Here is a 23,862-nt window from a genome sequence, read left to right as displayed (position 1 = left end):
GAATGAGGCCACCTTTAATTTTGTTGGCTGGCGCAGTCTTTGCAGTGCAGGCTAACGCTGGAGAACTTGAGTTTTCGGGGTATGTCGGTGCCGACGCGACTTATTTTCCAGAGACCGGATTTAGTGCCGGTCAACTGGCTCACTTTCAGGGCGGTTTATTGGCAAGGCCAGAGCTGAAATGGACGACTGAAGAACGCGACACTCTCCTGAAGTTTGCGGCGTTCGGCCGGCTCGACAGCGCTGACACAGATCGGTCGCATTTTGATATTCGCGAAGCGTTTGTTTTTCATGACTTTGGCGAGTTGGAGACCCTTGCCGGGATCAACAAGGTTTTTTGGGGTGTAACCGAAAGTCGCCAACTGGTGGATATCATTAACCAGCGGGACGCTCTTGAATATAACGACCGGGATGCGCGCCTTGGCCAGCCAATGGTTCAACTAACCACCAGACAAGACTGGGGCGAACTCTCTTTTTTTGCCATGACAGGGTTCAGAAAGGTTCAGTTCCCCGGCGACAATGGGCGATTCCTGCTGCCGCTGCCCATCGACGAAGGGGCCGCAGTCTTTGAAGATAGTGCCGAAGAATGGGCACCTGACTTCGCGGCGCGCTACTCCAACACGTTTGGAAATCTGGATGTTGGCGTAAGCGCGTTCCATGGCACATCCAGAGAACCACGGTTGGTGCTCGACGGGGCCGGAACAGCGTACATTCCATACTATGATCGTATCACCCAGGGCGGCTTGGAGGTTCAATATACCTGGGATGCGCTGCTTCTGAAGTTTGAAGGTATTGTCCGCGAAGGGCAGGGTGACACGTTCGGCGCTCTGGTAACTGGCGCAGAATACACTCTCTCGCAGATTGCCGGTACGGACGGCGATCTGGGGCTGATCGGTGAATACCTTTATGACGGACGGACAGTTTTTCATCCGTTTACACCCTATGACAACGACGTGTTTCTTGGCCTTAGATATGCTGCGAACGACGAACGTGATACTTCCGCTCTTTTGGGTAGCGCGATCGATCTCGACGACGGCTCTATGGCTATCCGAGCCGAATTTGAAACCAGGATTGCCGAAGGGTTCACCCTGGATGCCGATGCTCAGTTCTTCGTCCCTCATGGCTCAAACAGCGACCTGAAGCCGCTAGAGAATGACGGGTTCATATCCGTAACCATCAAACGTCATTTCTAGCCTCCCCAGACGGCCCGGCTCTATTCGCCGGGCCGCCACCATCTTCAGCCGACCGAAACCAGTTTATGCCTAATAATCATGTCCTTCATCTGAACAACGGCGCACCGGAGGGCTGGCAGGTTCTCTTGGGCTTTGCCTTTAAAAGATTGCCCTGGGAAGGGGCGTTTGTCGGGAACTTCCTGGGAGACAATCTCCCTGTCGAAGTACTTGATCTGAGCCCAAGGGGCACGATGCCGGTGCTTCAGGCAGATGGCCACGTCATCCGGGGTGCGATTCCTATCTTGGCCTGGCTCGATCGAAAGTATCCGGAAATTCCATTGTTTGGAGCGACCGCCGACGGGGCCGCCTTGATTTGGGACTTAACCATCGGCTTCGCAAAGAACCTGGGCGAGGCCTGCACGAAAACTGTTCATCCCTTCCTGAAGCAGTCCACCTCCGCACACGAAATGCTGTGGGGCGGTCCGGATGCGCTGACGTATCGCATCGCATTGGACGATTTGTTTCAGGAGCTTACTCAGCTCGAAACGCTCCTCACGGACTACTCTCATCTCACAGGTCCGAACCCGACTGCTGTTGATGCGGTCGTGTTTCCGGAGCTGGCGATGCTGGATCTGTCGGTGGTGATGAACCCAGAGGACATGAATGAAATAGGCCTTTCGAATTGGCGCAGCAAGTTTCCCAGGTTGTCTGAGTGGGAGGAACGACTTCGCACTCTTCCATCGGTCGAAAGGACCTATCCGCCGAACTGGATTGCACACAGGAGTTAGCTTTGACAGATCACAATTCAGAATCAGGTCGCAAAAGCGACAAAAGAACCTCATATACATCGACAATAGACTTGGATTTTAAGGAGGCTGAACGTCTTTGGAGAGCTTCCTTCAGGAGATTGCAAAAGCACTTTGACAGCGATCCGGAAAAGCAGAAGTCTGCACCTTCAAACCAAGGTTAGCAGCAGTCGTTCAAGAATGGCGTTTGATCGAAATACGTATCTGTAAGTTCAGCGAGCCGAGGTAAATCATCGGCCGGTTTCTGCCCTCAACTGTGTAGTTAGGAACAACCTATGGCGAGTAAGGGCAACCAGGTAATCGATGTGTATCGCCGCCATGCCAATACGTGGACCAATTTGCGTGGAACGGATATGCCGGAGCGCAAATGGATCAACCGGTTCGTATCGGTTATGCCCGAGGCTCCGTCCGTGCTCGACCTGGGCTGTGGTTCGGGAGAACCTATCGGTCGGCACCTTGTAGACATGAGCTGCAAGGTGACAGGCATTGATGCTGCACCGGAATTGATTGAAATTGCAAAAAAAAGGGTTCCAGAGGCCAACTGGCTCCTCGCAGACATGCGCGACTTTCGACTGGATTTAAAATTTCACGGAATTTTAGCTTGGAATAGTCTGTTTCATCTCTCACCGGACGAACAGAGCCATATGTTTTCAACCTTTAAACAGCACGCGTTGCCAGGCACTGCGTTGATGTTTACAAGCGGTCCGGCTCGTGGAGAGGTTATGGGAGAACTTGGAGGGGATCCTCTTTACCACTCCAGTTTAAGCACAAAACAGTATGCAAATTTGCTAAAACTGAATGGCTTCGACGTGATTGCCCATGTCATTGAAGACCCTGAATGCGGTCAACATACAGTGTGGCTTTCGCGGTTCAATGTAGACCCTCCTTGAAACCAGAGAACCTTGTTGCAACGTCCGTAAGCGTTGAGCCTGTTCACGCTACGATTTAGGTACGGGTCGGGACAGAGAACAAAAAATCACGCTGCTGATCATCAGGACAGTCGGCTCGCCGAACTTTTCGCCCCCAATCCTTGCGAGTATCCACCTGTGCCGAGGATCTCTTTTGTCTGTTTGAGTTCTATCATCCAAACGCCGAAATCCGACAGGTGCCATGATCCCAAATCCGATTTGAGGCGCGTCCACGTCTGGCCGGGTGATAATGGCCCGCCATATGTCCTTGAGGCATCCTTATCAATGTAGAACCTTTGATAGGCATCGAGCCCGCATTTGCCTGGTGGGACCAACGGTAGCCGCTTGGTTTCAAATTTAGGGATTTTCGTGGCAAGCATTTTCAGCTCACGTGATTGCGAGCGTAGGAGCTAATTTTTCAACATAGAATGAAACGACATCGCCGGTTCGTTCCAGCGGATTAAGTTCACCTGTTGGCTCATCTGAAAGCATGACTGATAAGGTGCTCTCTGCCAACTCTTCGACCTGCGCGGAAATCACGTCTGAGATTACCCCGCACTGGATAGTCTTGAGGATTTTGCCTTCGCTATTGTTTTTTGAAACTGCGTAGAGATGAGAGGAATCCAAATTGACGATATCGCATCCATTTGAGCGAAATTCATCTAGCATTCGGTCATCTTCGCGATAGATAGCGTCGCCAGTAGCCGCGTTTACCGGATGCATTTTCACCGCTTGCGTTTGGTCCCACAGGTCTGCGACCTCGTCTGCCAGGGGGAAGTCTGGTTTGAATTTGCTATCGGGTGAATAATGACGAGAAGTACCATCGAAGGCGGTTGCCGAATTAACGACATAGAAGTCCCCCATGGCCAGCCCCTTCGTTCCCAGCCCACCTGCAAGACCATAGGCAAGAATGTAGTCAAATCCGTAAAAGGCCAGCTCTTCCACGGTTGAAGATGCGACAGGCCCTCCATAGACATGCTCAAGAGAGAGGAGCTTCAGTGATCCACGCTTGATGGTCCTCACGCTGCGTGGGGAAACGTGGATGAAGTGTTGATCGGTTTCTGACCGAGGTTGATACGCTTCCAAACTGCGAGGAGGAGGGCAAAATCCCATCAGTGCTATTCTGATATCGCCAAACGTGTTGGGAGCAAACCTTTGCCCCACGAGGTCTTTGGGCGTCAGGTGAAATCTGGTGAGTGATGTCATGGGCCTGTCTTCAGGGAGCGGCTTATAGGTTTGGCCGGATTTCCTACCACTATTGTGTTTGCAGCGACGTCCTTCGTCACGACGCTGCCTGCGCCGACAATAGCACCGTCGCCAATCGTGACACCTGGAAGGATCACAGCAGCGCCACCAATCCAAACCTGATTGCCGATCGTTACTGGCAGGGCGATTTCGAGACCGGCAGCCCGCTTGTCTGGGTTCTGATGATGTTCAGCGCAATAGATTTGGACGTTCGGCCCAAGCTGACACTGGTCGCCAATCGTAACGGAGGCGCTGTCCAAAATTGTGCAACCTGCATTCAGGAACGTATCATCACCAAGCGCTATGTTGAAACCGTATGGGCAATAAAAGGGGGCTTCGATAATGGCCCTTGGAGCGTTAAGCAACTTTCGCAATGATGGGCCCATACCATCGCGATCGGCTGGATGCATAAGGTTGTGCTCGTGGACCGCGGACTGCGCGACTTTTCTGAGTGCGTCCAGCTCGGGATCCAGGCAGGAATACCAATCTCCTGCCGCCATTTTCTCTCGTTCGGATTTCATTCTGGTGCTTGTGTGCTTTGAAGCGAGCCGCGGAGGCATAACGATTTTCTCAAAATGGTAATGCGTTTTGATTGCAAATCAAAAGTAATATTTGTGCTCATGCTTCACCTTGAGGATTCGGGGCGCTCCCGGCAACCAAGTTGGCGAGGTAATCCTGCGGAACCAATGTCTTGTCGTCCCATTTCTGCGACCATTGGATCATAGCCAGAAACACGGGAGCCAGATCTTTTCCTTTGCTCGTCAGCAGGTAGATCGATTTTCGGGCATCGTCCGGATCTGGCGTCTTTTCGAGGATCTCGTTGTTTACCAGGTGCTCAAGCCGGTTTGCCAACACGTTCGTGGCGATACCCTCTTCCGAACTCATGAAATCCGAATAGCGCATTGCCGTCCCGAACATAATGTCGCGAAGGATTAGCAAGCTCCATTTGTCACCAAATGCAGCTGCGGCATATCGAAAGGGGCAACCCACCCATTGTTCTTTGGATATTTTAGCCATACCTCTTTGGGTAGCACAGTCGATCTTAGTTGTAAAAAAGAAGTGGAAGATGCTTCAGGTAAGAGTCCTGATACCGTGCACGGTTTTGATCTGAGCTTGCAATTGAACTGGTCCGACTGCCACTTGAGTTCTTCCTCTCTCCAACCTGTTACCAAGCCAACTTGTAATTTTCTCAGCTTCAGGGTGTGTCACTCCGAGTGATTTCAGGCGACAGCCACGATCACTCATTTGGGCCGCGACGTGATCGTCAGACGGCCATTGTAACAACGTGGGAAAAGCGCCATCGAGCGGAAGTGAGCCATCGGCTGGCACGGAGATTTTCCAGGTTAGGCTGCCTCGTGATACTTTGACGACATTTCCTGCCAGGCCGTTCAGTGCTTCAACCTCCTGCTGAATTGATTTCGTGCCGACGATCCAGGTCAAGATTCGGGGCGGGCCCCGAAAGCTGTCAAGATTGTACCAGCGAGGGCCGCTTGGGCTGGAGGCTGCTGGATCTATCGCAATGACCTCAAGAAACGAGGTCGGTCCCAACGACATGAGCAGGTTATGCGTGCTCATACGCGGGTGTTTCCCACCTGGTGGCATCTCGATTCCCAGGCACTTATGGACATGAGCAGCACCTTCGCTAAGTGACACCGCACCTATAGCAATATGGTCGAAGAACAGGGGCGTAGACGAGGCACTGACGACGTCGTTTTTCTCGGAATTCAAGTGATATCCTTTATCGACAGGTCAGGACTCAAGCTATGCTTCCCAACTCTTCCGACTACGGACCTTTGCAGACCAATAAACGGCATTTACGCAATCGTTTGGAGCAGCGAGGTCAAAAATGTCGGCCAGCATCAGAGCGGTCATGCCTTGAACATCTGCAAATGTGAAAGTGTCACCCGTGATAAAAGGTCTCCCATCTGAAAGCTCTTGATCGAACCATTGCCACTTCTTCGGCATCAGCCGCCGTTGGGCGGCGGCAAATTCCGGGACTTGTTCGATAACATCTGCAAAGAGCGGCAACTGGTGGCGCACCATCAGGCCTATGGGAAGGAACAGTTCCTGATAGACCCTCTGGCTCCACATCTCAATTCGCCCGATCTCAACGGGGCTGCGCCCCATGAGGGGAACGTCGGGAAAGAGAGCATCCAGATACCGGCAAATGGCGATGCTATCGGTTATGACGTTCCCGTTGTCGAGCTCCAAAACAGGTACCTCGCCGAGCGAGTTCAGCTTTCTAAACTCGGAGGCCCGGGTGTCTTTACCGAGTTCTAACTCCACTTTTGGGACTTCAATCCCCTTTTCAGCTATGAATATTCTTACGCGTTTCGCGTTTGCAGCCTGAGCATCATAGAGTTTCATGTCTATTTCCAATGTGGCGGCCGGGTAGTGGCAACACCTTCAAGATTCAATATTCTTCTTTGCCACGCTGACAGAAGCGGGAACATTTCATCGAAATTCTCAATTCCAAACAGCTTCATCGATGTTGGTTTCGTCTCCAAAGCCCGCATCACGCGCCCTACGTCCGGAAAAGCCACCGCATCAGCCGCCGATGGTTCTTCGCCACACAGAAATGCGCCACCCTGCAGAAGTTGCTCAAGAGCGCCGAGTTCGATTTTAAGGAGCTTGGAAGCACGGGCAACTTGGTCGGGTTCGTCAGGGTCCAGTTTGGGCTTGCCCTCGGAACCATTAAAGACCGGAAACACAACGGCGTTCGTCGCGTTGAGCAGATAGTCGCTGTGCCGTGTGGTTGCCTGCCATATACGCTTCATGCTTTCGGGAGCACTCCCGAAGAGCGGGTGTTCAGGATACCAATTGTCGAGCAGGCACAAGATGCTGAGCGACTCTAGGAAGATCTCGCCATTATACTCGACAGCAGGAACCTTGCCGTGTGGGTTTATGGCCAAATAAGGCGCCTGCTTGTGCTCTTTGTCTGTCCCGTTGAGGTAATTGACCTCATAGTCAACGCCTTTGAATGCCAGCCCCAGCAGCACTCTCCAGCCCATGGGAGAGCCGCTGATATTATGTACGAGTACGCTCATTTTTCCCCTCCGTGTGTCATCGACACTTGCAGTAAGACTGATGCTCAGTTGTTCCAATGGACGGGGAGGCATTTCTCAAAGCCATCAAGGGCTTCAATGCGCCGTGCCCATGCATGTCCTTTTGGGAACTTCTGATCGAGATCGATGAAACCCAGCTGTGTCATCAGATCTGAATGTGTTTCGAGCGCTCGGGCCAGAATGCGCACTTCAGGATAAGTAACGGCATCCGCCGCCGTTGGGGTGTCGCCGGCCATGTAGTTCTGACCATCCAGCCGATTTTCCAGCCATTGAAGTTCATACATGACCGTATCGGCAGCTTCCTGCAGCTCTGGCGTCACCTTATCTGCTCCCTTGAAGAAGATTGGGAGCAACAGGGCGTTCATACCATCCCGCAGTTTGTCTGTTGTGTCTCGGGTGGTTGACCAGATTTTCGCGTGCTCTTCAGGGCTGCTGCCAAATAGGGGTTTAACTGGGTACTGCTGGTCAAGCCATGAGAGGATTGCCAGGGAGTCGGTGATTTTAATATCACCTGCCACAAGGGAAGGGACGCGGCCACGCGGATTGATCTCGAGATATGCATCCGACTTGTGATCACCGTCTGACAGGCTCAGATATTTGACGTTTAAGTCCAGGCCTTTGATGACCATGCCAAGCAGCACGCGCCAGCCACGGGGAGAGCCACTGATTGTGTAGATGGTAGGTTCCATTCAGTTACTTTCTATTGAGTTGTGCATTTCGCGAACATCCTGAAGCCCGATAGAGGCTCTGTCCGCCTTGATGCGGTTTAAGAATCCGGCTGGAACCTTGGAGTCTTTGTCCCAGTTTCCAGACCAGGCAATAATCTCGGTAAAGACCGGCAGCAGCGCATTACCCTTTTCAGTCAGAGCATATTTGAGGTGCTTCGAGCCGCTCTCATCTTCCTGTTTCTCAACCAAGCCTTCTTGTTGGAGCTTGTTCAGTCTTGCAGTCAAAACGTTCGTCGATATGCCCTCGGCTGAGTGAGTAAGCTCAACGAAATGCAGCGGTCCTTTGAACATCAGGTCGCGCAAAATGATGAGGCTCCAGCTGTCGCCCAGAATGGCCGCAGCGAAACGTAAGGGGCAACCGTGCCAGTCTTGTGTGGTTCTGAATGTCATTTGGTTTCAATACATAAATCACTTGTAATAAACAAGTTAATAGTTGATTTTTGTTCATGAAATGTGTAGTGAAGCATTGAAAAATTTCAAGGAAACGCGCGTCCTCTTGTGATTCCACTTTGTTATTAGTTTAAAATAACAAGCGAAATTTGACCTGGAGTGACTGTGAAATCATCCGTGCCAACGGATATAAGAACGAACAAGGAAAAGTAATGAACGGACAAAACTACAAGAAGTCTATCAGCGTGAACGCGCCGACAAAGGCGGCGTTTGATGCCCTGACGATTAACATCGCAGACTGGTGGACGAGCGAGGCAGGAAAGTTCGAAAAGGTGGGCGATGTGGCTAAGTTCGGTTTCTCGGGACGGAACGGTTACTGGTGCTTTAAGGCCACCAAACTGGACTCTGATCAAATTGAGTGGGAATGCGTTGAAGCTCTGCACATCCACGAAGGCATGCCTAAGGAAATCGAGCAAGAGTGGCTTGGGACCCGGACCTTATGGTCGATTGACGAGAAGGATGGTCAGACACGCATTCAGCTTGAACACCAAGGGCTGACTCCCAATTTGCATTGCTATGAGATATGCGAAGCCGGATGGGACATGTTCTTCGTCGATAGCTTGAAGGCGTACCTGGATACAGGTGTTGGGAAGCCATTTTCCTAGTTCTTCACCAATCGGACAAGTCAGACATCAAAGAAGGGGCGCGACCGCGCCCCTTCTTTTACGTCTTGATCGGGGGCTGTTTCGACAAATGCGCTTGTGGCGCAATAGCCCGTAATCAAGCTTTGGCTCTGGGGCTGAAAGCCAGCCAGGCCGCTAGGACTGTGGCGTGTAGGAAAATGAATCCCCCTGCAATCAGGAACCACCCTGTCAGATCACTGATCTCAACCTTTGCCGCTGTACCGACAAGCGCCGATGCTGCCGCATAGAGGCTGACGCACCAGCTCAGTTTCAATGCACCCCATAGACCGTGATCGGCCCACTTTGAATGGACGTAGAGCAAAGTGATCGCCGTTGCTTCCATGATCCATGCCAGAAACCCGAACGCGTAGATCGGATCTGCCATGCGGGTAAAGACGCCGAGTTCAAGATAACGCTGCTCAAATAGGGCCACGTGCCATATGATGCTAGTCGCCGCAGTCAGGACAAACACGCCAACCCAAGTAATCAAGAATTTTCGGTTCATGCTGCGGCCATCCCGGTTCCGGTGATCACAAAGGCCTTCTTCTCGGTTGGTTCCGAATGTCCCAGAATAGACACGACGTGACCGGCAATTTTGCCAGCAGTCAGCGGTTCTTCCCACTGGTTGAGAAACTGATCGAGTGGTTTACCGACAGCTGCCGAATAAGCTTCAGCTGCGGCAAGTCCAAGAACTGTCCCCTGGACCAGTTGTTTGGGGATGATCGAATAGAAGGTCAGCCCCAGATCCAACAGCTCAGCTTCGCGTTGAGCATAGTCGGTCAGGAAGTGCTGCATTCGCTTGGCCCCGGCATATCCACCGGACAGACGGGACCCTGAAAGTCCGGCCCCGCTCGAAAAGCTCACAACAATGCCGCCTTTTTTCATAGGTTGGGTAAGCGCAGCAGATGAGAAGGCATGAGCAATTCGGGTGTCAGTGTTCCATGCGCCGCTGAACTCGTCCCAGGACTGCTCATGAAACGGGATCATTTTTGGCTCATATCCAACAGTAAGGATTAGAAGGTCGGGATCTATCTCCTTCATCAATTTGTCTGCCACGCCATCACCGGTGGCGTCCATTGCCATTGTGTTGATGTCGGGCGCATCAGCCTTGAGTTTAGCCAGAGCGTCCTTTCCCCTTGCTACTACTGTCGTTTTGGTTCCTTGTGCCGATAGCGAGAGTGCAAGCTCTCTTCCAGCACCACGGCTGCCTCCGATGATAAGTGCGTTTTTGCTGCTTTTCATGTTCTTGCTCTTCTATTTTGGGGGGGTGGTGAGGTGTCGTGACATGTCGCCAAAAATGGGGTTGGAAATGACACGAGATGCGAACGCCCACTTGCCCGCGTCTTTGGAAAATGTGTCGGAGTAGCTACCCGAGAAAATCGGTTGCAGCGGATGCTCGCCCACCCGCTGAAGAACAGTTAGGTAGCTTGATGCCTTTGCCGAGCCATGATCTACGGCAACGGAAATTTCGACATTTGTCAGGACGTGCTTGGTTTTGGGAGTGCCATCTTCATATAGGATAATGCCAGAAAACAGGTCCATGACACCCTGCTGACCTTGTACTTTGGCAACTCCCTCAATTGAGAATTCTGCGTTTTCAAATAGTGCGGCACAGGCATCGATCTGACCGGCATCAAGTGTCCGGCAATATTCATTCAAAAGGTGATTAATCGCTTGGCGATCCGCAAAACCAGTTTCGCCGCCAGGTGAAGCAAGTGAAGCCGCTGGGAGAAAAGGCAACATGCTTGCTGCCAGTATTAATTGTCTGCGTGTATTCATTTCATATTCCATTGTTTTTTGTTGTCAGTTGATGAGCACCGCGACGGCAGCGCAAAGACAGGCGACACCAGTGGCGATACTGAATGGTTTCGGGTTTGGAAGGATCTTTTCCAGCGCCACGACTGCGGTCAGCAGGGCGACCCAATAGATGTTCATGACGCCGCCGACGAAGAGCAGCAGCATCAAAGGAAAAGAGGAAATTAGGCAGTTCAGGCCATAGGCCGTGCCATTTTGAACTGGAGATCTGTCAGAAGGGACCGCTTGGCACGTTGCCAGACTGCGAGCCTTTAAGCCCGTAAATTGATACAGCCCGGCTAATGCGAGCAGCGTACTGCTGAACCAACTGTTTGTGCTCCACATTTTCATGCCATGAAGAAGGCTGGCATCAACAAGCAGATACTGGATCGCGGTCGCTAAAACAGAAAATCCGAGCCAGATGCCAGCGTAGCTGATCCAGAATCCGAGCAAATTGGCCGTCGCTGAAAGGGTCCCCGTGCCTTGCGAAGGGAGATGCCTAAAGGCCCCTGGCATCATCATCGCGAGCATCATAGTCCACCACATGAATGTCATCGACATCGCGCTGACACTGACGGGGGACCCCATCATTGCACCATGATTGGTGGCAGGGGGAAACCCTGGCACGGACATTCTCCAAATATCCATACCGGTTCCAGCACCCGCAAAGAAAAATGCCCAGCATGCCAGAGTGAGGAGGATGAGTCCTGACCCAGCCATGGGCGCACCGCGCAGCATCTGTCTGACGCCTAGATCAATAGGCGTCATGATGCCTGACCCACTCCATGGGGTTTCCTTCTGGGAGTTCATTCCGGCCCTTCGGGACCATGTCGATATAGCTATAGGCTGCATTGGTCACGTCCAGCCCACGACCATATGTCGAATAGGTGTGGTAGATGTTGCCTTCATCGTCTTTGGCAAAAACGCTCGTGCCATGGGCTTCGTCCATGGGATAGAACGTCTTTTCCTTGAAGTTGTAGGTCACCGGGTTTTCAGGCTGGTGGTCAGATCCAAAACTGACATCAAAGTCCGCATTGAAGCTATTCGAATGCGAAGACACCCAATTGAACCCCCATCCCATCCGCTTTTTGAATGGCACGAGCAAGCTCATCGGCGCCCGTGAAATAGCCACGAATGCAATGTCGCGGCCGTTCAGATGTGGTTCGAGGCCATTAAAGCTGTCGGCCCAGAAAGAGCAGCTTTTGCAGCCTTCAGTCCATTCGGGGCCGAACATAAAATGGTAGACAATGAGCTGGCTCTTATCACCAAATAGATCGGCAAGGGTGACAGCGCCGGTCTCGGCCTCAAAAACGTAGTTCTTGTCGATCTTCACCCAGGGTAGGGCGCGGCGCTCTTGCGACAGGGTGTCCTTCTGTCTGGTGTGGGCTTTTTCTTTTTCGAGGAGCGCTTTACGCGCTGCGAGCCATTCTTCTCGGGATCCTGTCTTGATCGGTTGCATGCTGGTTTCCTTTCCGGATCAGCCCGGAGATAGAAGATCTGCGGGGCCGTAAAGTTTGACGGAAACCATATTGCATCCTAGTCTCTATCGACAAGAAGGCAGAATTTTTGTATATAGTACAAAAAATGATACTAATAGAACGGAGCGGTAACGAATGCTCGACAAAACCTCAAAACCGTCGGATCAGAAATCTGGCATCGCGAATGCCTCAGAGCCTGAGCTTTGCCCGATGCCAGACATCGCCAAGCTTATCGGAGGGAAATGGAAGCTCATTATTCTTCAGATACTGATTTTTCAGGGAACCAAGAGATTTAATGAGCTCCGGCGGCTATGTGATGGCGTCACTCAAACGATGCTGACCAACCAGCTTCGCGCATTGGAAAAAGATGGCCTGGTCGAGCGCAAGGTTTATGCTGAAGTGCCGCCACGGGTTGAATACACGGCGACACAGAAGGCCCTGGACCTGGAAGAAATGTTCGAGGCAATGCACAACTGGTGGCTCAGCTACAGTTAAATGCAACTGGTTTCTTCTTGCGGTGTGAAACTCACCATCTTGGAACAATTGAATCACCCGAATTGATAGTGCCATCTCTGAGAATCTTGCAATGCAGCCCACAGTCATCACCCAGCAAATCGATGACGGGCTTCTTCAGCAGCATTTGCAGATATCGGCAGGGCTTGTTCAACCGGATGCCGCTAACGAGCACAGATCCAATCAGGAAGTCTTGGCCCACAAGCTCCTGTAGGGGCACTCCGGCCGTGGTTAGATTTCGGCGATGCTCACCTTCTCCGATTATTTCGCCGTGCACATCTTGAACCATGCTCAAGGTTTCAGATGCCATCAGCGTGAGGTCTGCAGCATCAGGAAACGATGAGAACTTGCCACGACCCAAAAAGTATCGATCACCCTCAATGCCTTTGCCTGCGTGGCATCTGGCCTGCGACAGTTGCTGCATCGAGGCACCCGCAGATTTCGCGACGTGTATCGTCAAGAGAGATCCGGTCCACATATTATGTTTCGCGCCTTTGACTTTCCGGAACATTGCGAGGTGTCGCGAGTACGGCGCAGATTAGTGCTGCGGCTCCACATGCAGCAATCGCGACGGTCATGGTGATGATTGTTTCATCGAAGAATGGACCAACCAATAGAACGACTGCAGCGCCCGACATCCATTGCATCGCGCCGCCCACCGATGATGCGAGACCCGCAATCTCAGGATGGTCATGGATTGCGAGAACTGACGCGGTTGGGATAACGAGACCAAGGCAAGCGTTGGCAACAACCAGCACTGTGGAAATGGTAACCAGTCCCGTTTGACCCAGGATGCTCAGAAACATGAGCAGCGCGGTAAGCGATGCAAATCCGAGGATTGCGCCAAAGACGAGCCTTTGGGAGCCAAAGCGTTTGCTGAGGGGTGCAGCGAACTGGCTCGCGCCAAAGAATCCCATGGCGTTAATTGCGAAGGCCAGGCTGAATTGGGTTGGCGTCAGGCCGAAAACTTCCGTGTAGATGAATGGCGCTGACGCAATGAACACAAAGAAACTCGCAAGGCCGCAGCTGTTTACCAGTGACATGCAGAGAAATTGACGGTGCGATAGCAGCATTGCCATTCCAGCCGTCATGGTGCCAACATTAACAGGGCGTCTGTTTTCGAGCGGCAGAGTCTCAGACAGCACAGAGGTCGTCAGAAAAACGCCGATGATTCCAAGCAGGCACAGCAGGCCAAATACGACCCGCCAGCTTCCGAGCTGAAGCAATCCGCTGCCGATGAGTGGTGCAAACAAAGGCGATACGCTGACCACAATCATGATGGTCGACATCAGCCTGGTCGCGGTATGCCCGGTGTGTCTATCTCGCACAATTGCCCGAGGAATGACGCCCATCGCTGCGGCGCCCATGCCTTGTACAAACCGGGCTCCAATGAGCCATTCTACCGTTGGAGCGAAGAGACACCCTAAAGAGCCGGCCAGAAAGATGATGAGCCCAGCAAAGAGAGGGGCCTTGCGTCCATATTGGTCAGACAGCGGGCCAAAAACCAACTGACCTAAACCGAGCGCAATCAGGAACACCATGATTGAAGCCTGGCTGGCTGAAACCGAAGTACCCAAATCCATTGCAATCGTCGGCAATGCCGGCAGGTACATATCAATCGCGAAGGGACCGACGCTCGACAGAAGGCCCAACACAGCTCCCAGTTTCCATAAACTGCTATTCATCACCATAGCGAAAAAAAGGACGCCTTCGAGCATGTCAAAGGCGCCGCGTTAAGAGTCTGTCCGACGGCTCAAAAGCTGGACCAGCCGCCATCCAGAGTAATGGTTTCACCAACCATGTAAGATGAATCTGCCGTGGCAAGGAACAGGGCTGCCTTGGCGATCTCTTCCGCCGCACCGATGCGGCCCATCGGAATCGTGCCTTCAAGCATTTGCATCAAACCTTGAAGCTCTTCCTCGCTCATTCCGAGCTTGCTCATGCTTGGCGTTGCAATTGGACCGGGCGCAACGGCATTGACCCGTATGCCTTTCGGCAACAGCTCCACCCCGAATGTCTTTGTCATGGAGATAAGCGAAGCCTTCGTCGCGGAATATGCGCTCGTGTTTGGCACGCCCAGACCAGCAAGGTTCGAGGCATTGATCACAACGGTTGAGCCTTCAGACAACAGCGGTATGAGCTTTTGCAGCGTGAAGAACGGGCCTTTCACATTGGTGCGATAAAGGTGATCAAACTGTTCTTCCGTGACAGCTTCGACAGGGCAGGGGAGCGTAATTCCAGCATTCAGGAACACCGTGTCAACGCGGCGATACTCATTGCCGAGAAATTCAATCAGCCCATCAATTTCACTCAGATCTGTCTGGTCGGCTCTCCGGCTGATGACGTTGTTACCCAGAGAAGCGAGGGCGCTGTCCAGCCTCTCTTGGTTTTGCCCTGTGATGCAGACCGACGCTCCTTCGTCAATAAAGGCCTTGGCGGTCGAATAACCAATTCCTGTTGAGCCTCCTGTCACCAGTGCAAATTTTCCGTCCAATCTTGCCATGTAAAATTCCTGCCTTGTTCTGTGAGTGATTTGCTTGATCGAAAGCATAAATATTTGGTATCCTTGAACAAGTAGGCAGAATTTTTGCATATAGTATCAATGATGATACTATTGGGCATTTGCAGGGCTCAGGAAAGCAATACTCTAATGAGGCAAAGCAGAAATGACTGAGTCAGCCTCCAGGAACCCATTCTTCACAAACATCCTTGGGAGCGTGAACCCAGGCGACGGCCATTTCATATGGCAGGCAAAATCTCAAACCGTGCCCATGCTGGAGAACATTCAGCTGCCGGTCATATTGACGAAGGTCAATGAGCGCCACGTAAATGCGATCGATGAGGCGATCGCCCAGTTTCTGAAACTTGGTGATTTTGCCCGTGACGAGGCAGGACGCTCAGTACACGCAGACTTCCTTAAACTGACAGCAGCACCGGCGCATCTGACCGGTGATGCAATGTCACGGCTTGCGATTGAGCGCCCGGATGATGTCTGGCAGCATTTGAGGCCGCAATCTTTATGGCTCACCGCTGAACGATACGAAGGAGAGGAAACGATCTACATCGCGATCCATTGCGACTGCGACTGGGACCCCGAAGACGGAATTCAACTGGTCTACCGAGAAGGTAAATTGCTCACCCGGGTCAGTGAGCAAGACGGCGAAGTTGAAATTGAAGCCTTCTGATCATTGAAATGGCCAATCCAAGTCGCGCAGCTGCTTCGTGCGGCCGCGGCTGACAGGGATCGGTTCTCTGATGTCGGTGATGATAAACCAGTCGCGTCCCTGCCTCTCAATGGATCGAGCAGCCGACCTTGAAACCCACCAAGATCGATGAACCTGAGCTCCCTCAGCGTCTGATAGGTAGTCTACAGCGTCTGTCATCCGCCCTTTAAGGAAGACCTTCCCTCGGGAGGTCCAGATTTCAAGGTAGTGGTCGCAGGCATGAACCAGAAGCGCAGGTGCCAATGGCCAGCCGGCAGGTCTGGCAGAAGCGTCTGGCTCAAGGCCGAGCGGTGGGGTTGAGTGCTCATCATTCAAACGCTGTCGGTCATGTGAGCGATATCGTCGCCCAGATGTTCTTCGATAGAGGATGACTGAAATCGCAATCGTTGAAACAGGCATAAGTACAAAAAGGAACAGATCCAGAAATGGATCATGTGCTTTTGGCAATAACGGCGTGAACTTGAGTGCGTAGAGTTCGACGGTGGTCAGCAGGCAAGTTGCCAATATCGAACCAAATGCCCTCACCGCTGAGGACGCTTTGCCAATATTCACCAGGCGCTCGAACCAAGTGTCAGTAATGAACGCCTGAAACACGATGAGGCTGCAAACAACTGTCCACAAAATCGCGCGGTGCGGCGCGGTCAAGTCGTCCGTGTCATAGGCACCGCTGGATGCGAATGTCAGAGCCAGAGTAATGCTTGCAATCATGTAAGGAAGCAATGTCACTCCGGCTGAATAAAACCTACCAGTTGCTGGACCACTGACGAATGATCCGGACATTTGACGACTTGCAGCTTTCAATCCTGCGACCTCCCTTATTAGTTATGTCTTTCAAATCACTAGAAATATTCGGCGACCATAGAATCTTGCAGATGGTTCTGTCCAATATGAAGCTTGCGAGACTACATGATAATCAAAAGGTCACTTTTCATTGCACCAATTCTTGCCGCCTTATCGTCGGTCCCTGCCATATCACAGGAACCTCGGGAGATCCCCGCGGAACTGACGGTTGGAACACCGGTAGATGAGCTCGACTCGAAAGCCATAGATCAGCTTCTGTTCGCCTATAAAATGGCCTGGGGTTGGCAGGACACCGAAGCGCTTATGTCGCTTCATTCATCTGACACTGAGTGGATCAACGCCTACGCTAGAATGTTTCGAGGAACAAAACCGCTTGGCACGTTTCTCGAAGAGCGTTTGTTTACCCAATTTGACCCGGAGGTTTCGAGGCGAGAAGTCAGCAACATGAAAGTCATCTCGAGGCGATATGTCGGTGAGAAAGGCGCAGTCGTCCATATGTTCACAGATGGTGATCGCGGTGCGTCACGGAATGAAAATGAGGAGCTGCGCCGCACCCATATCCACTTGGTGCTCGAGAAACGAAAAGAAAATTGGCTCATCGTTCATACCGCGATCATGGATGCGCGTTAGCACCTGCATCGCCACAACAATACGCAGTGAACTGAAATGACAAACAGCATACAATCCAACGTTACAAATACTTACATAAAGTCGAAATTCGTGACGGACCCCAGCCCTACGCCCAAAACAACCGTTGCGGACACAGAGCCACAGAAGGCGCGATCGTTGGAAACACCGGCTGTTGTCTACTCATCGTCGTTGTCGGCCGGGATCGCCTATCGAGACAGCGGTCACCCCAATTTTGACCTCTCAGCATCCAGCTATGCGAAGTTTTTTGGCGACGGTTCCAGCGAAGGATCCATATCACTGGCTCTTGGTGTAGTGGATCCCGCCGCCGAAACGCTGTCACAGGGGAAGGCATTTCACGAGGTTGTCCAGGCCGCGCGGGCGTCGCTCAATGCTGGAAATGAGCGAGTGCGTGAACAAGGTGGTGGTCAAGGTTAGATCGAAACACTTGGCACCAAAGCGATTTCGCTCTTTCAAGACTTTGATCGTCGCGCCCTCAATGCGGTTGTTGTGGACGATACCAACCAGTTTACGCGTGAAGAGAAGGAATATGCACGAACGCTCATGATCCGGCAGCAAAGTTTGGCCGCAGGCTACTATAATGGTCCAAATTCCTTACAAGATGAGTATGTCGACCCGTTCGGCGGAGATACCCTTTCAAAGCTTGGCGCAAGCATCGAATACCTTGAGCGTGCCCACCCTGAAGAAAAAGCATCAGTCACATACGCCTTTGATCGGGCCAATGCAGAGGGAGGGTATAAGCTCCTTGCAGAGAAGGAGGGGCGACCTGTCGAGGTTGAGTTTTCCGAGGATCCGCTCGTTCGCCTCATAAGAGAGGCAATGGAAAGCCTGCAGAAGAGCGGTCATTCTAACTCATCATCTGGTGCAATCTTGAATGCTGATGACCTAAGAGACCAGGATTGGTTTGCGCCATTCCTGAGCAGGTTTGACGCTATTTCAACGTCAAGAGAAGGCGTTTAGGCGCCTTCTCTGAAGATCTAGAATTGGCTGGCTCGATGAGGATCAATCTACGATCAGCGGATCAACCGGTGTAAATAACATTTCCAGAATCCCATCCCTTGCGACCGCGCCTGGTGTCTGCTCAGGACGGCTGTCGAACCTGATCAGTCGGGCGAAGACCACTTGCCGATCATCCTTTTCTGCCCATCCTACGTACCAGCCGAAAGGCTGTCCTTGCAGGTGCTGTCCATCCTCACCAGTAGGCAAACCGGACCCGGTCTTTCCGAATGTAATCCAACCGTTTGGCTGCTCTCGCCGTTCCATTATTGCTTTGGTTTGCAAAACAGCGGTCTCTGTCACCGGCAACTTGCCAGCCAGCATCTTGGTTAGAAAATTGATTTGCTCCAATGGCGAAATCTTAAGAGTTGAGCGCAACCAGGCATAGGTAAGTCCGTCATACACTCCTGGCACGCCAGTGATGTCCTTGTTGCCGTAGTCGAACGCATTGACATATTCTTCGAAACGCTCAGATCCGATTTTTAGTGTGATCTGTTGCGAATACCAGACCACGGAGTGCTTCAACCAGGCCTCTGGTGTCGTAGATTGCTTCCACTCGGGTCGCCAGTCCAGATAGTCGGCTTTAAACGGCCATTCCGGCGTATCAGGGCTTGTCAGAATTCCGCTGTCGAACCCCATAAGGCTGATGGCGATCTTGAAAGTGGACGCTGATGACATGCGCTCATCGCACTGCCCATCTGAAAGGAGTGGCGTTTCTTCACCGACTTCCCAAGCAACCGAACAGATCACACGTTCTTCTGCCTTTGTATGTTGAGTGAGAGTGGCAAGTGCGGTAGATGCCGCAATGAGTATCTTGTACATATAAACTATCTTCTTATAGCGGATTTAGGTTTGTTTTTGTTGGGTTTCATAAGGCTTGGTGCCGGAATATGAATTCAAGGATCGCCAGCGGTCTACCCAATACGTGAATGGTCCATCTCCGGGCGAACTTGAGACAACGCTCGTTGCACTGGACGTAACAAGTGGCTGAGATCCGCAGATCAAGTGAACCGCTCAAATAGTTGACGGATACCGTCCACATCCAAGAGCTCTGACAATCCCAATGCAAGTAGTATCCTGGCCTTTTGCGGAGTCAGGCTACCAGCCCCTATCAAGCCGGGTATGTCGTTTTGCTTCAGCGGCAAAGTCGTGCCGTTAAGCGCGCGTGACGCCATCACAACAACAATACCCTGTTGCCGGGCTTTGCGAAGCGCCAGACGCTGATCCGGTGTTGCGTAACCCGGGGCAAGGCCTGCGACGATAAATCCTTGTGCTCCGGCGGTGATGGTGGCTTCAATAAGTGTTCCATCAGCTCCGGCGTAAGATGGAATGATCTCTACTCGGGGCCAAGTCTCGTGTTTCTCCAATCGAAGCTGCACTGGTCTGCGGAAAGGAGGTGATTGAAAGTTGACCGCCCGACCGTTGATATGACCAAGGGGACCGGACCGGGCCTGAAAAGCATCTAACGCGAAATTATCCACCTTCGACACGTCTGCAGCTGAAAAGATCAACCCATTCATCACCACTAGCACGCCACGGTCGCGTGCCTTTGGATCGGCCGCGACCTGAATGGCGCTCCAGAGATTATGCGGCGCATCTGAAGAAATCGCATTTTCAGGCCGCTGAGCGCCCGTGAAAACAACTGGTACATCGGTGTTATGGAGAAGATCAGTTGCGAACGCACTCTCTTCCAAGGTGGCCGTTCCGTGAGTGACGACTATGCCGGCAAGGTGTTCGATCTGTCTGATTGCTTGCTCAATCTCAGATATCAGGGCAAACCAGAATTTAGGCCCGAGCTCGGTACTGGAAACCGGCTTAAATCCAGAGGGTACGACATCAATATCGTCAAATGACAGCTTGAACATAGCCAGCATTTCATCGGTGGTGAGCCGCTCGCCCGAAACGGGGTAGTCATGCAAATCAAATGGATCGGAACCTAGGCACGATATCGTGCCGCCAGTGCCGATCACCATGACTGTCTTTTTCTGATTACTGCCGTCTACACCCACTATGATTCCTGCTCGCTCAAACTTTGAGACCCTGCATCCAGTTTAACTCATTGCGTTGCCGACAATCACCTTTTGGCGCTCACACGCTGCGGTTCGGTGCACGAAGGCCTTGCGATAGTTGGCATCAGAGTAAAGATCGATCAACGCCTGAAGGTTCGGATAAGATCCGATCGCGATCACGTCCCAATCTTCCTCAGCGCCAAGGAACATGCCACCAAACGCCCCCACGAATAGGAACTTTCCGCCGACGCGTTCCATGGTTGGAATGCTGACCTCTGCATAGGCATTGAACGCATCCTGACCGGTAGCACCTGCATCGCCGTTGTCCGCGAGTCCCCTGAGCTTAAAGAAGTTGATGAGCGTGATTGGCGCATCAGATGGCCTTTCTAAGATGCTTCGCCATTGCTCTTCAGACGGGCGACTATCGTCCGGAGCATCGCTGTACCATGCTGTGAGTTGTGTAAGTTGTTCATTCATAGTGTTGGAATTCCTGTATAATTCTATTATTCTTTACACATGTAAATAATAAGGTTGCTTTACACGTGTCAAGAAAAAAGGCGAGAGGTGTCACTCGAAACGAAATTTTGGATCGCGCATGGGACTTAATCGCTGAGCAAGGCGCTGATATCTCGATGAGCCAGATTGCGAGTGAATCCGACGTCAGCCGGCAATCGGTATATCTGCACTTCAAAACACGAGGTGGGCTGTTGCTCGCACTGGTTCAAAGGGCAGACGAGCGCTTTGAGGTTAAAGAAGGCTTCTTCGCAGCATTGGAGATCGGGGATCCAATCAAGCGATTGGATGCCTGCATGGAAGTCTGGTTCGATTTTGCAGTCAAAATTCACCCGGTCGCAACGGACCTCATTCGGCTTAGGCGGACGGACAGCGATGCCGATACGGCTTGGACCGACCGCATGTCTGAGCTTCGGGCCTGGGAACATCAGCTCATCCAGTCATTGTCGGATGACGAAGCTCTATCCAGTGATTGGAGTGTGGATGATGCGGCAGATTATCTATGGGCCAGCACATCGATTCAGATTTGGGATGTGCTGTACAATGACCGATCCTGGAGCGCAGAGAAAATATCCAAAGTCCTAAGAAGGTCCATTGCTAAAACGCTCCTGCAATAGTGTTCGCAAAAAGCTGTACCTCATGGAATTTGGGTCGATGCGACAATCACACCGACCCTAGGCTGGTTAGTCGACAATGTGACCAGCAGAATTGTTGATCATGGTCCCCGCGAGGAACGACGCCATGTCAGAGGCTGCGTAGGCGAAGACAGCTGCTGTATCGCTGGCTTCAGGGAGCTTCTTGAGCGCTGTCTTGTTCTGTTCGATGAAACCTTTCATCTCATCAAAGCCCATGCCCATGTTCGCTCCCATGGTCGCAAACGTGTATTCGATCGTCGGGGAGTCCGGCATTGCTTCGGATCGAACGCCCAGAACCCGCACACCAGCGGGGCCGTATTCATGCGCCAGAGACCGCATCAATCCTTCGGTTGCCGCGTGCGACGCTGTAAGGGCAGGGGACCATGGCGATCCGACTTTTGCGAGTGTCGAAGTGTTTAGAATGATCACACCGCTGCCCTTCTCGGACATATGGCGGTAGGCAGATTTCGCGGTGATAAACTGAGAAGCCGTATCGACGGCCAATGGCATCATGAATTGCTCGTGCGTAACTTCAGCCGCTGGTTTGCCGTGGTTGTAGCTCGCAGGCGCAACGCCAGCCATGTTGACTACGACGTCGATTGAACCCTGTTCTTCGGCAACCTGGTCGAGATAGGCATCCACAGCGACTTCGTCGGTTGCATCCACCTGTGCAGATTTCGGCGTGCTGCCGTCTACCGGGCCGTTGCTTGCCCGAAAAACGCTTGCTCCTTCAGCTTCAAAGCGATCTGCAATGTGCTGGCCAAGATGTCCACCAGCGCCGAAAACAACGGCGGTTTTTCCTTTAAGTATCATGTTTGTACCTTCTGATATTCTGTTTCAGTGAGTTGATTTTCGAAGTCTGTTCCTAATTGTCAGAAACGACCGGACCGGAAATTCATCAATCACAGTAAAATTTAGATATTAAGGAAGATATCGCAAGAAGGCAGAAATAATGTATATAGGCAGCATAACGAAACTAATGGGAGTTATCGGGCGTTACAGATGCGCTCCAAAACCAATCCTGATGCGTATCGAGGGAATTACCTGATCGCTAAATTAGAGGCGATAGGCCTCCGCAGCCATTGATAACCGCCGGCTGCGGAGAGGGTCCTTGCTGAGCCAGAACTTAACCGATGCCGTATGCAGCACGAGCGGCGTTAGGTAGAGGTATGGGGGTTCGGCTTCTCGCCGTCCAAGAATGCTTTAAGGCTGCTCTTGAAAAAGTGGTTCCAGCCATCAAGGCAAATGTCCCAACAGTTTAGGGTTGGTGTCAGGCCATCGTGAGTCATCCTGATCTCGGTCTTGTCTCCGGCGGCGCTGATATCCCAAATGATCTTGGTTCCCAGCCATTCCTGATCAATTTCTTCCGGTTGGCCCTCGACTTTGTGGTGGGCGTCAATACAGACCATCTCAATCCTGTTAGGGCGATCAAAAACTTTGGCTTCGAATGTCCAATACCCGAAACTAGGTGGAAAGCGCGCTGTCACTTTGTCGCCAACCTTTACTAAGCTACCCTCTGTTGTTTGTGTCCACCATTCGTTCATCTGGGTTGCAACGGCTTGGAAGCAGGCATCTTCAGTCGCGGTCACTTGAATGATTTCGTCATAATTCGTTGTCGGTTCGGTCATCATATTCTCCTTTAAATTACATCAATGGAGAGTTACTCCCAAACATTCAGTTTGAAAAGTAGGCAGAAAATTTATATATAGACAAGAAAAACATACTAATGGACAATGTATGGACGTGACCGATGCGCACCGGCCGTAGTTTTGGCGCGCATCGTTGGTATTCCTTGATCGTTACTTTGGAGGTGGAAGATATCCGCCTGCATGAAACATGTCGGCATCGCGATCAAAGATCTTCGGACTTCCCTCAATCCCATGACCATCGACCAGGCGATTGAAGCAACTGAACAGTGAGACAATGGCGATGACATCCTTCAATGCGGTCTGGCTGTGACCCGCGTCCAAGACCGCGGTTCTGTCCTGGTCCGTGACTTTGCTGGGTTCCAGTGTCAGTTTCTTTGTGAAATCCAACAGGGCCCTCTGCCGCGCATCGATAGGGGGCTGTGCATTGAACGGGTTAATTGTGCAGCCTTGGACAATCACTTCCATCGGATTGTGCAAGTGGCGGCATCGGTTCTGAATTTTTGCTGATTGGTATTAAGACCCGTTTCCGTGATCTCGACTGCTTCCGTGGCGCTTCCGTGGGCCGAAAGAAGCTCCCAAGCACAATAGTTCGATATTGCTAAATAGTT

Annotated in this window: 33 protein-coding genes; 10 read left to right on the top strand and 23 right to left on the bottom strand. The window is 52.0% G+C overall.

The features are described from left to right. Nucleotides 1–2 precede the first annotated feature (2 nt). From K1718_RS00240 to K1718_RS00230, 3 genes are all read left to right on the top strand, one after another. Nucleotides 3–1,190 (top strand): hypothetical protein, encoded by a 1,188-nt coding sequence (locus K1718_RS00240; RefSeq protein ID WP_265680148.1) that lies wholly within the window; start codon nt 3–5, stop codon nt 1,188–1,190. Nucleotides 1,191–1,255: 65 nt separating this feature from the next. Continuing rightward, nucleotides 1,256–1,957: a glutathione S-transferase family protein gene (locus K1718_RS00235; protein ID WP_265680149.1), complete on the top strand. Its 702-nt coding sequence runs from the start codon at nt 1,256–1,258 to the stop codon at nt 1,955–1,957. 293 nt (nt 1,958–2,250) lie between these two features. Further along, nucleotides 2,251–2,865 carry a class I SAM-dependent methyltransferase gene (locus K1718_RS00230; protein ID WP_265680150.1) on the top strand — a complete coding sequence of 205 codons (615 nt, stop codon included), beginning with the start codon at nt 2,251–2,253 and terminating at the stop codon, nt 2,863–2,865. A gap of 405 nt (nt 2,866–3,270) precedes the next feature. Here K1718_RS00230 and K1718_RS00225 read toward each other — a convergent pair whose 3' ends face one another. The 8 genes from K1718_RS00225 to K1718_RS00195 form a co-directional block, all read right to left on the bottom strand. Then, nucleotides 3,271–4,089 (bottom strand): phosphorylase family protein, encoded by an 819-nt coding sequence (locus tag K1718_RS00225; protein WP_265680151.1) that lies wholly within the window; start codon nt 4,087–4,089, stop codon nt 3,271–3,273. Further along, the gene (locus K1718_RS00220) at nt 4,086–4,649 is read right to left on the bottom strand and encodes a sugar O-acetyltransferase (protein WP_265680152.1); all 564 of its coding nucleotides are present in this window, start codon (nt 4,647–4,649) and stop codon (nt 4,086–4,088) included. The genes K1718_RS00225 and K1718_RS00220 overlap by 4 nt, the downstream gene beginning before the upstream one ends. Nucleotides 4,650–4,746: 97 nt before the next feature. Next, on the bottom strand, nt 4,747–5,118 hold the full coding sequence (locus K1718_RS00215) for a winged helix-turn-helix transcriptional regulator (RefSeq protein WP_285806051.1): 372 nt from the start codon (nt 5,116–5,118) through the stop codon (nt 4,747–4,749). 81 nt (nt 5,119–5,199) lie between these two features. Beyond that, the gene (locus K1718_RS27480; protein ID WP_418068152.1) at nt 5,200–5,781 is read right to left on the bottom strand and encodes a VOC family protein; all 582 of its coding nucleotides are present in this window, start codon (nt 5,779–5,781) and stop codon (nt 5,200–5,202) included. 108 nt (nt 5,782–5,889) lie between these two features. Next, nucleotides 5,890–6,495, bottom strand: coding sequence for a glutathione S-transferase family protein (locus K1718_RS00210; RefSeq protein ID WP_265680154.1), 606 nt, complete (start codon nt 6,493–6,495; stop codon nt 5,890–5,892). A 2-nt stretch (nt 6,496–6,497) separates the two neighbouring features. Then, a complete protein-coding gene (locus K1718_RS00205; RefSeq protein ID WP_265680155.1) occupies nt 6,498–7,175 on the bottom strand; it encodes a glutathione S-transferase family protein in 678 nt (225 codons plus the stop codon). A gap of 44 nt (nt 7,176–7,219) precedes the next feature. Then, entirely contained in the window at nt 7,220–7,882 is a 663-nt protein-coding gene (locus K1718_RS00200; RefSeq protein WP_265680156.1) for a glutathione S-transferase family protein, read from the bottom strand. Next, entirely contained in the window at nt 7,883–8,224 is a 342-nt protein-coding gene (locus tag K1718_RS00195; RefSeq protein ID WP_285806050.1) for a winged helix-turn-helix transcriptional regulator, read from the bottom strand. A gap of 299 nt (nt 8,225–8,523) precedes the next feature. Here K1718_RS00195 and K1718_RS00190 point away from each other — a divergent pair, with 299 nt between their 5' ends. Beyond that, nucleotides 8,524–8,976, top strand: a complete 453-nt coding sequence (locus tag K1718_RS00190) for an SRPBCC domain-containing protein (protein ID WP_265680158.1) — start codon at nt 8,524–8,526, stop codon at nt 8,974–8,976. Between the two features lie 115 nt (nt 8,977–9,091). Here K1718_RS00190 and K1718_RS00185 read toward each other — a convergent pair whose 3' ends face one another. Genes K1718_RS00185 through K1718_RS00165 form a run of 5 tightly spaced genes read right to left on the bottom strand, consistent with a single transcriptional unit; the run spans nt 9,092 to nt 12,247 of the window. Continuing rightward, entirely contained in the window at nt 9,092–9,499 is a 408-nt protein-coding gene (locus tag K1718_RS00185; protein WP_265680159.1) for a hypothetical protein, read from the bottom strand. Then, nucleotides 9,496–10,236, bottom strand: a complete 741-nt coding sequence (locus K1718_RS00180) for an SDR family NAD(P)-dependent oxidoreductase (RefSeq protein WP_265680160.1) — start codon at nt 10,234–10,236, stop codon at nt 9,496–9,498. The genes K1718_RS00185 and K1718_RS00180 overlap by 4 nt, the downstream gene beginning before the upstream one ends. Before the next feature lie 12 nt (nt 10,237–10,248). Continuing rightward, complete coding sequence (locus tag K1718_RS00175) at nt 10,249–10,785, bottom strand: nuclear transport factor 2 family protein (protein WP_265680161.1); 537 nt, start codon at nt 10,783–10,785, stop codon at nt 10,249–10,251. 12 nt (nt 10,786–10,797) lie between these two features. Then, nucleotides 10,798–11,556, bottom strand: coding sequence for a DUF2182 domain-containing protein (locus K1718_RS00170; RefSeq protein WP_265680162.1), 759 nt, complete (start codon nt 11,554–11,556; stop codon nt 10,798–10,800). After that, nucleotides 11,543–12,247: a DUF899 domain-containing protein gene (locus K1718_RS00165; protein ID WP_265680163.1), complete on the bottom strand. Its 705-nt coding sequence runs from the start codon at nt 12,245–12,247 to the stop codon at nt 11,543–11,545. The genes K1718_RS00170 and K1718_RS00165 overlap by 14 nt, the downstream gene beginning before the upstream one ends. 154 nt (nt 12,248–12,401) lie before the next feature. On the opposite strand from K1718_RS00165, the gene K1718_RS00160 reads away from it, so the two are divergent. Beyond that, complete coding sequence (locus K1718_RS00160; protein ID WP_418068100.1) at nt 12,402–12,761, top strand: winged helix-turn-helix transcriptional regulator; 360 nt, start codon at nt 12,402–12,404, stop codon at nt 12,759–12,761. A gap of 31 nt (nt 12,762–12,792) precedes the next feature. Here K1718_RS00160 and K1718_RS00155 read toward each other — a convergent pair whose 3' ends face one another. From K1718_RS00155 to K1718_RS00145, 3 genes are all read right to left on the bottom strand, one after another. Beyond that, nucleotides 12,793–13,239: an MOSC domain-containing protein gene (locus K1718_RS00155; RefSeq protein WP_265680164.1), complete on the bottom strand. Its 447-nt coding sequence runs from the start codon at nt 13,237–13,239 to the stop codon at nt 12,793–12,795. A 19-nt stretch (nt 13,240–13,258) separates the two neighbouring features. Then, nucleotides 13,259–14,464: a multidrug effflux MFS transporter gene (locus K1718_RS00150; RefSeq protein ID WP_265680165.1), complete on the bottom strand. Its 1,206-nt coding sequence runs from the start codon at nt 14,462–14,464 to the stop codon at nt 13,259–13,261. 68 nt (nt 14,465–14,532) lie between these two features. Continuing rightward, nucleotides 14,533–15,282: an SDR family oxidoreductase gene (locus K1718_RS00145; RefSeq protein WP_265680166.1), complete on the bottom strand. Its 750-nt coding sequence runs from the start codon at nt 15,280–15,282 to the stop codon at nt 14,533–14,535. Nucleotides 15,283–15,445: 163 nt separating this feature from the next. Between K1718_RS00145 and K1718_RS00140 the strand changes: the two genes are divergently transcribed. Then, the gene (locus tag K1718_RS00140; RefSeq protein WP_265680167.1) at nt 15,446–15,964 is read left to right on the top strand and encodes a DUF6985 domain-containing protein; all 519 of its coding nucleotides are present in this window, start codon (nt 15,446–15,448) and stop codon (nt 15,962–15,964) included. On the opposite strand, the gene K1718_RS00135 is transcribed toward K1718_RS00140, so the two are convergent. Continuing rightward, nucleotides 15,965–16,804: a LytTR family DNA-binding domain-containing protein gene (locus tag K1718_RS00135; RefSeq protein WP_265680169.1), complete on the bottom strand. Its 840-nt coding sequence runs from the start codon at nt 16,802–16,804 to the stop codon at nt 15,965–15,967. A 105-nt stretch (nt 16,805–16,909) separates the two neighbouring features. Here K1718_RS00135 and K1718_RS00130 point away from each other — a divergent pair, with 105 nt between their 5' ends. The 3 genes from K1718_RS00130 to K1718_RS00120 all read left to right on the top strand — a co-directional run bounded on the left by K1718_RS00130 (nt 16,910) and on the right by K1718_RS00120 (nt 18,412). Next, a complete protein-coding gene (locus K1718_RS00130; RefSeq protein WP_265680170.1) occupies nt 16,910–17,434 on the top strand; it encodes a Cif family virulence factor in 525 nt (174 codons plus the stop codon). Nucleotides 17,435–17,470: 36 nt separating this feature from the next. Next, nucleotides 17,471–17,869: a hypothetical protein gene (locus K1718_RS00125; RefSeq protein ID WP_265680171.1), complete on the top strand. Its 399-nt coding sequence runs from the start codon at nt 17,471–17,473 to the stop codon at nt 17,867–17,869. Between the two features lie 72 nt (nt 17,870–17,941). Further along, nucleotides 17,942–18,412 carry a hypothetical protein gene (locus K1718_RS00120; protein WP_265680172.1) on the top strand — a complete coding sequence of 157 codons (471 nt, stop codon included), beginning with the start codon at nt 17,942–17,944 and terminating at the stop codon, nt 18,410–18,412. Nucleotides 18,413–18,454: 42 nt separating this feature from the next. Here K1718_RS00120 and blaOXA read toward each other — a convergent pair whose 3' ends face one another. The 3 genes from blaOXA to K1718_RS00105 form a co-directional block, all read right to left on the bottom strand. After that, nucleotides 18,455–19,270: a class D beta-lactamase gene (blaOXA, locus tag K1718_RS00115; protein WP_265680173.1), complete on the bottom strand. Its 816-nt coding sequence runs from the start codon at nt 19,268–19,270 to the stop codon at nt 18,455–18,457. Nucleotides 19,271–19,449: 179 nt separating this feature from the next. Further along, nucleotides 19,450–20,457, bottom strand: a complete 1,008-nt coding sequence (locus K1718_RS00110) for an asparaginase (RefSeq protein WP_265680174.1) — start codon at nt 20,455–20,457, stop codon at nt 19,450–19,452. Between the two features lie 42 nt (nt 20,458–20,499). Further along, nucleotides 20,500–20,934: a DUF1330 domain-containing protein gene (locus K1718_RS00105; protein WP_265680175.1), complete on the bottom strand. Its 435-nt coding sequence runs from the start codon at nt 20,932–20,934 to the stop codon at nt 20,500–20,502. Nucleotides 20,935–21,089: 155 nt separating this feature from the next. Here K1718_RS00105 and K1718_RS00100 point away from each other — a divergent pair, with 155 nt between their 5' ends. Next, nucleotides 21,090–21,587 (top strand): TetR/AcrR family transcriptional regulator, encoded by a 498-nt coding sequence (locus K1718_RS00100; protein ID WP_285806049.1) that lies wholly within the window; start codon nt 21,090–21,092, stop codon nt 21,585–21,587. A 66-nt stretch (nt 21,588–21,653) separates the two neighbouring features. On the opposite strand, the gene K1718_RS00095 is transcribed toward K1718_RS00100, so the two are convergent. From K1718_RS00095 to K1718_RS00085, 3 genes are all read right to left on the bottom strand, one after another. Beyond that, nucleotides 21,654–22,418: an SDR family NAD(P)-dependent oxidoreductase gene (locus K1718_RS00095; RefSeq protein WP_265680177.1), complete on the bottom strand. Its 765-nt coding sequence runs from the start codon at nt 22,416–22,418 to the stop codon at nt 21,654–21,656. Nucleotides 22,419–22,762: 344 nt separating this feature from the next. After that, the gene (locus K1718_RS00090; RefSeq protein ID WP_285806048.1) at nt 22,763–23,236 is read right to left on the bottom strand and encodes an SRPBCC family protein; all 474 of its coding nucleotides are present in this window, start codon (nt 23,234–23,236) and stop codon (nt 22,763–22,765) included. 168 nt (nt 23,237–23,404) lie between these two features. Continuing rightward, a complete protein-coding gene (locus K1718_RS00085) occupies nt 23,405–23,641 on the bottom strand; it encodes a carboxymuconolactone decarboxylase family protein (protein WP_265680180.1) in 237 nt (78 codons plus the stop codon). Nucleotides 23,642–23,862 lie beyond the last annotated feature (221 nt).

This window comes from Roseibium porphyridii (assembly GCF_026191725.2).
In the GTDB taxonomy this organism is placed as follows: domain Bacteria; phylum Pseudomonadota; class Alphaproteobacteria; order Rhizobiales; family Stappiaceae; genus Roseibium; species Roseibium porphyridii.
Note: the sequence above shows the minus strand (reverse complement) of the source record. Positions and strands in the feature narration are given on the sequence as shown.

Excerpts from the sequence above, each read along its gene's own strand:
- K1718_RS00130 (WP_265680170.1), top strand. The coding sequence starts at position 16,910 with ATGATAATCAAAAGGTCACTTTTCATTGCACCAATTCTTGCCGCCTTA.
- K1718_RS00190 (WP_265680158.1), top strand. The coding sequence starts at position 8,524 with ATGAACGGACAAAACTACAAGAAGTCTATCAGCGTGAACGCGCCGACA.
- K1718_RS00210 (WP_265680154.1), bottom strand. The coding sequence starts at position 6,495 with ATGAAACTCTATGATGCTCAGGCTGCAAACGCGAAACGCGTAAGAATA.
- K1718_RS00225 (WP_265680151.1), bottom strand. The coding sequence starts at position 4,089 with ATGACATCACTCACCAGATTTCACCTGACGCCCAAAGACCTCGTGGGG.
- K1718_RS00145 (WP_265680166.1), bottom strand. The coding sequence starts at position 15,282 with ATGGCAAGATTGGACGGAAAATTTGCACTGGTGACAGGAGGCTCAACA.
- K1718_RS00105 (WP_265680175.1), bottom strand. The coding sequence starts at position 20,934 with ATGAATGAACAACTTACACAACTCACAGCATGGTACAGCGATGCTCCG.
- K1718_RS00205 (WP_265680155.1), bottom strand. The coding sequence starts at position 7,175 with ATGAGCGTACTCGTACATAATATCAGCGGCTCTCCCATGGGCTGGAGA.
- K1718_RS00240 (WP_265680148.1), top strand. The coding sequence starts at position 3 with ATGAGGCCACCTTTAATTTTGTTGGCTGGCGCAGTCTTTGCAGTGCAG.
- K1718_RS00095 (WP_265680177.1), bottom strand. The coding sequence starts at position 22,418 with ATGATACTTAAAGGAAAAACCGCCGTTGTTTTCGGCGCTGGTGGACAT.
- K1718_RS00170 (WP_265680162.1), bottom strand. The coding sequence starts at position 11,556 with ATGACGCCTATTGATCTAGGCGTCAGACAGATGCTGCGCGGTGCGCCC.
- K1718_RS00140 (WP_265680167.1), top strand. The coding sequence starts at position 15,446 with ATGACTGAGTCAGCCTCCAGGAACCCATTCTTCACAAACATCCTTGGG.
- K1718_RS00180 (WP_265680160.1), bottom strand. The coding sequence starts at position 10,236 with ATGAAAAGCAGCAAAAACGCACTTATCATCGGAGGCAGCCGTGGTGCT.
- K1718_RS00100 (WP_285806049.1), top strand. The coding sequence starts at position 21,090 with ATGAGCCAGATTGCGAGTGAATCCGACGTCAGCCGGCAATCGGTATAT.
- K1718_RS00165 (WP_265680163.1), bottom strand. The coding sequence starts at position 12,247 with ATGCAACCGATCAAGACAGGATCCCGAGAAGAATGGCTCGCAGCGCGT.
- K1718_RS00160 (WP_418068100.1), top strand. The coding sequence starts at position 12,402 with ATGCTCGACAAAACCTCAAAACCGTCGGATCAGAAATCTGGCATCGCG.
- K1718_RS00175 (WP_265680161.1), bottom strand. The coding sequence starts at position 10,785 with ATGGAATATGAAATGAATACACGCAGACAATTAATACTGGCAGCAAGC.
- K1718_RS00125 (WP_265680171.1), top strand. The coding sequence starts at position 17,471 with ATGACAAACAGCATACAATCCAACGTTACAAATACTTACATAAAGTCG.
- K1718_RS00235 (WP_265680149.1), top strand. The coding sequence starts at position 1,256 with ATGCCTAATAATCATGTCCTTCATCTGAACAACGGCGCACCGGAGGGC.
- K1718_RS00185 (WP_265680159.1), bottom strand. The coding sequence starts at position 9,499 with ATGAACCGAAAATTCTTGATTACTTGGGTTGGCGTGTTTGTCCTGACT.
- blaOXA (WP_265680173.1), bottom strand. The coding sequence starts at position 19,270 with ATGTACAAGATACTCATTGCGGCATCTACCGCACTTGCCACTCTCACT.
- K1718_RS00090 (WP_285806048.1), bottom strand. The coding sequence starts at position 23,236 with ATGATGACCGAACCGACAACGAATTATGACGAAATCATTCAAGTGACC.
- K1718_RS00150 (WP_265680165.1), bottom strand. The coding sequence starts at position 14,464 with ATGAATAGCAGTTTATGGAAACTGGGAGCTGTGTTGGGCCTTCTGTCG.
- K1718_RS00230 (WP_265680150.1), top strand. The coding sequence starts at position 2,251 with ATGGCGAGTAAGGGCAACCAGGTAATCGATGTGTATCGCCGCCATGCC.
- K1718_RS00220 (WP_265680152.1), bottom strand. The coding sequence starts at position 4,649 with ATGAAATCCGAACGAGAGAAAATGGCGGCAGGAGATTGGTATTCCTGC.
- K1718_RS00200 (WP_265680156.1), bottom strand. The coding sequence starts at position 7,882 with ATGGAACCTACCATCTACACAATCAGTGGCTCTCCCCGTGGCTGGCGC.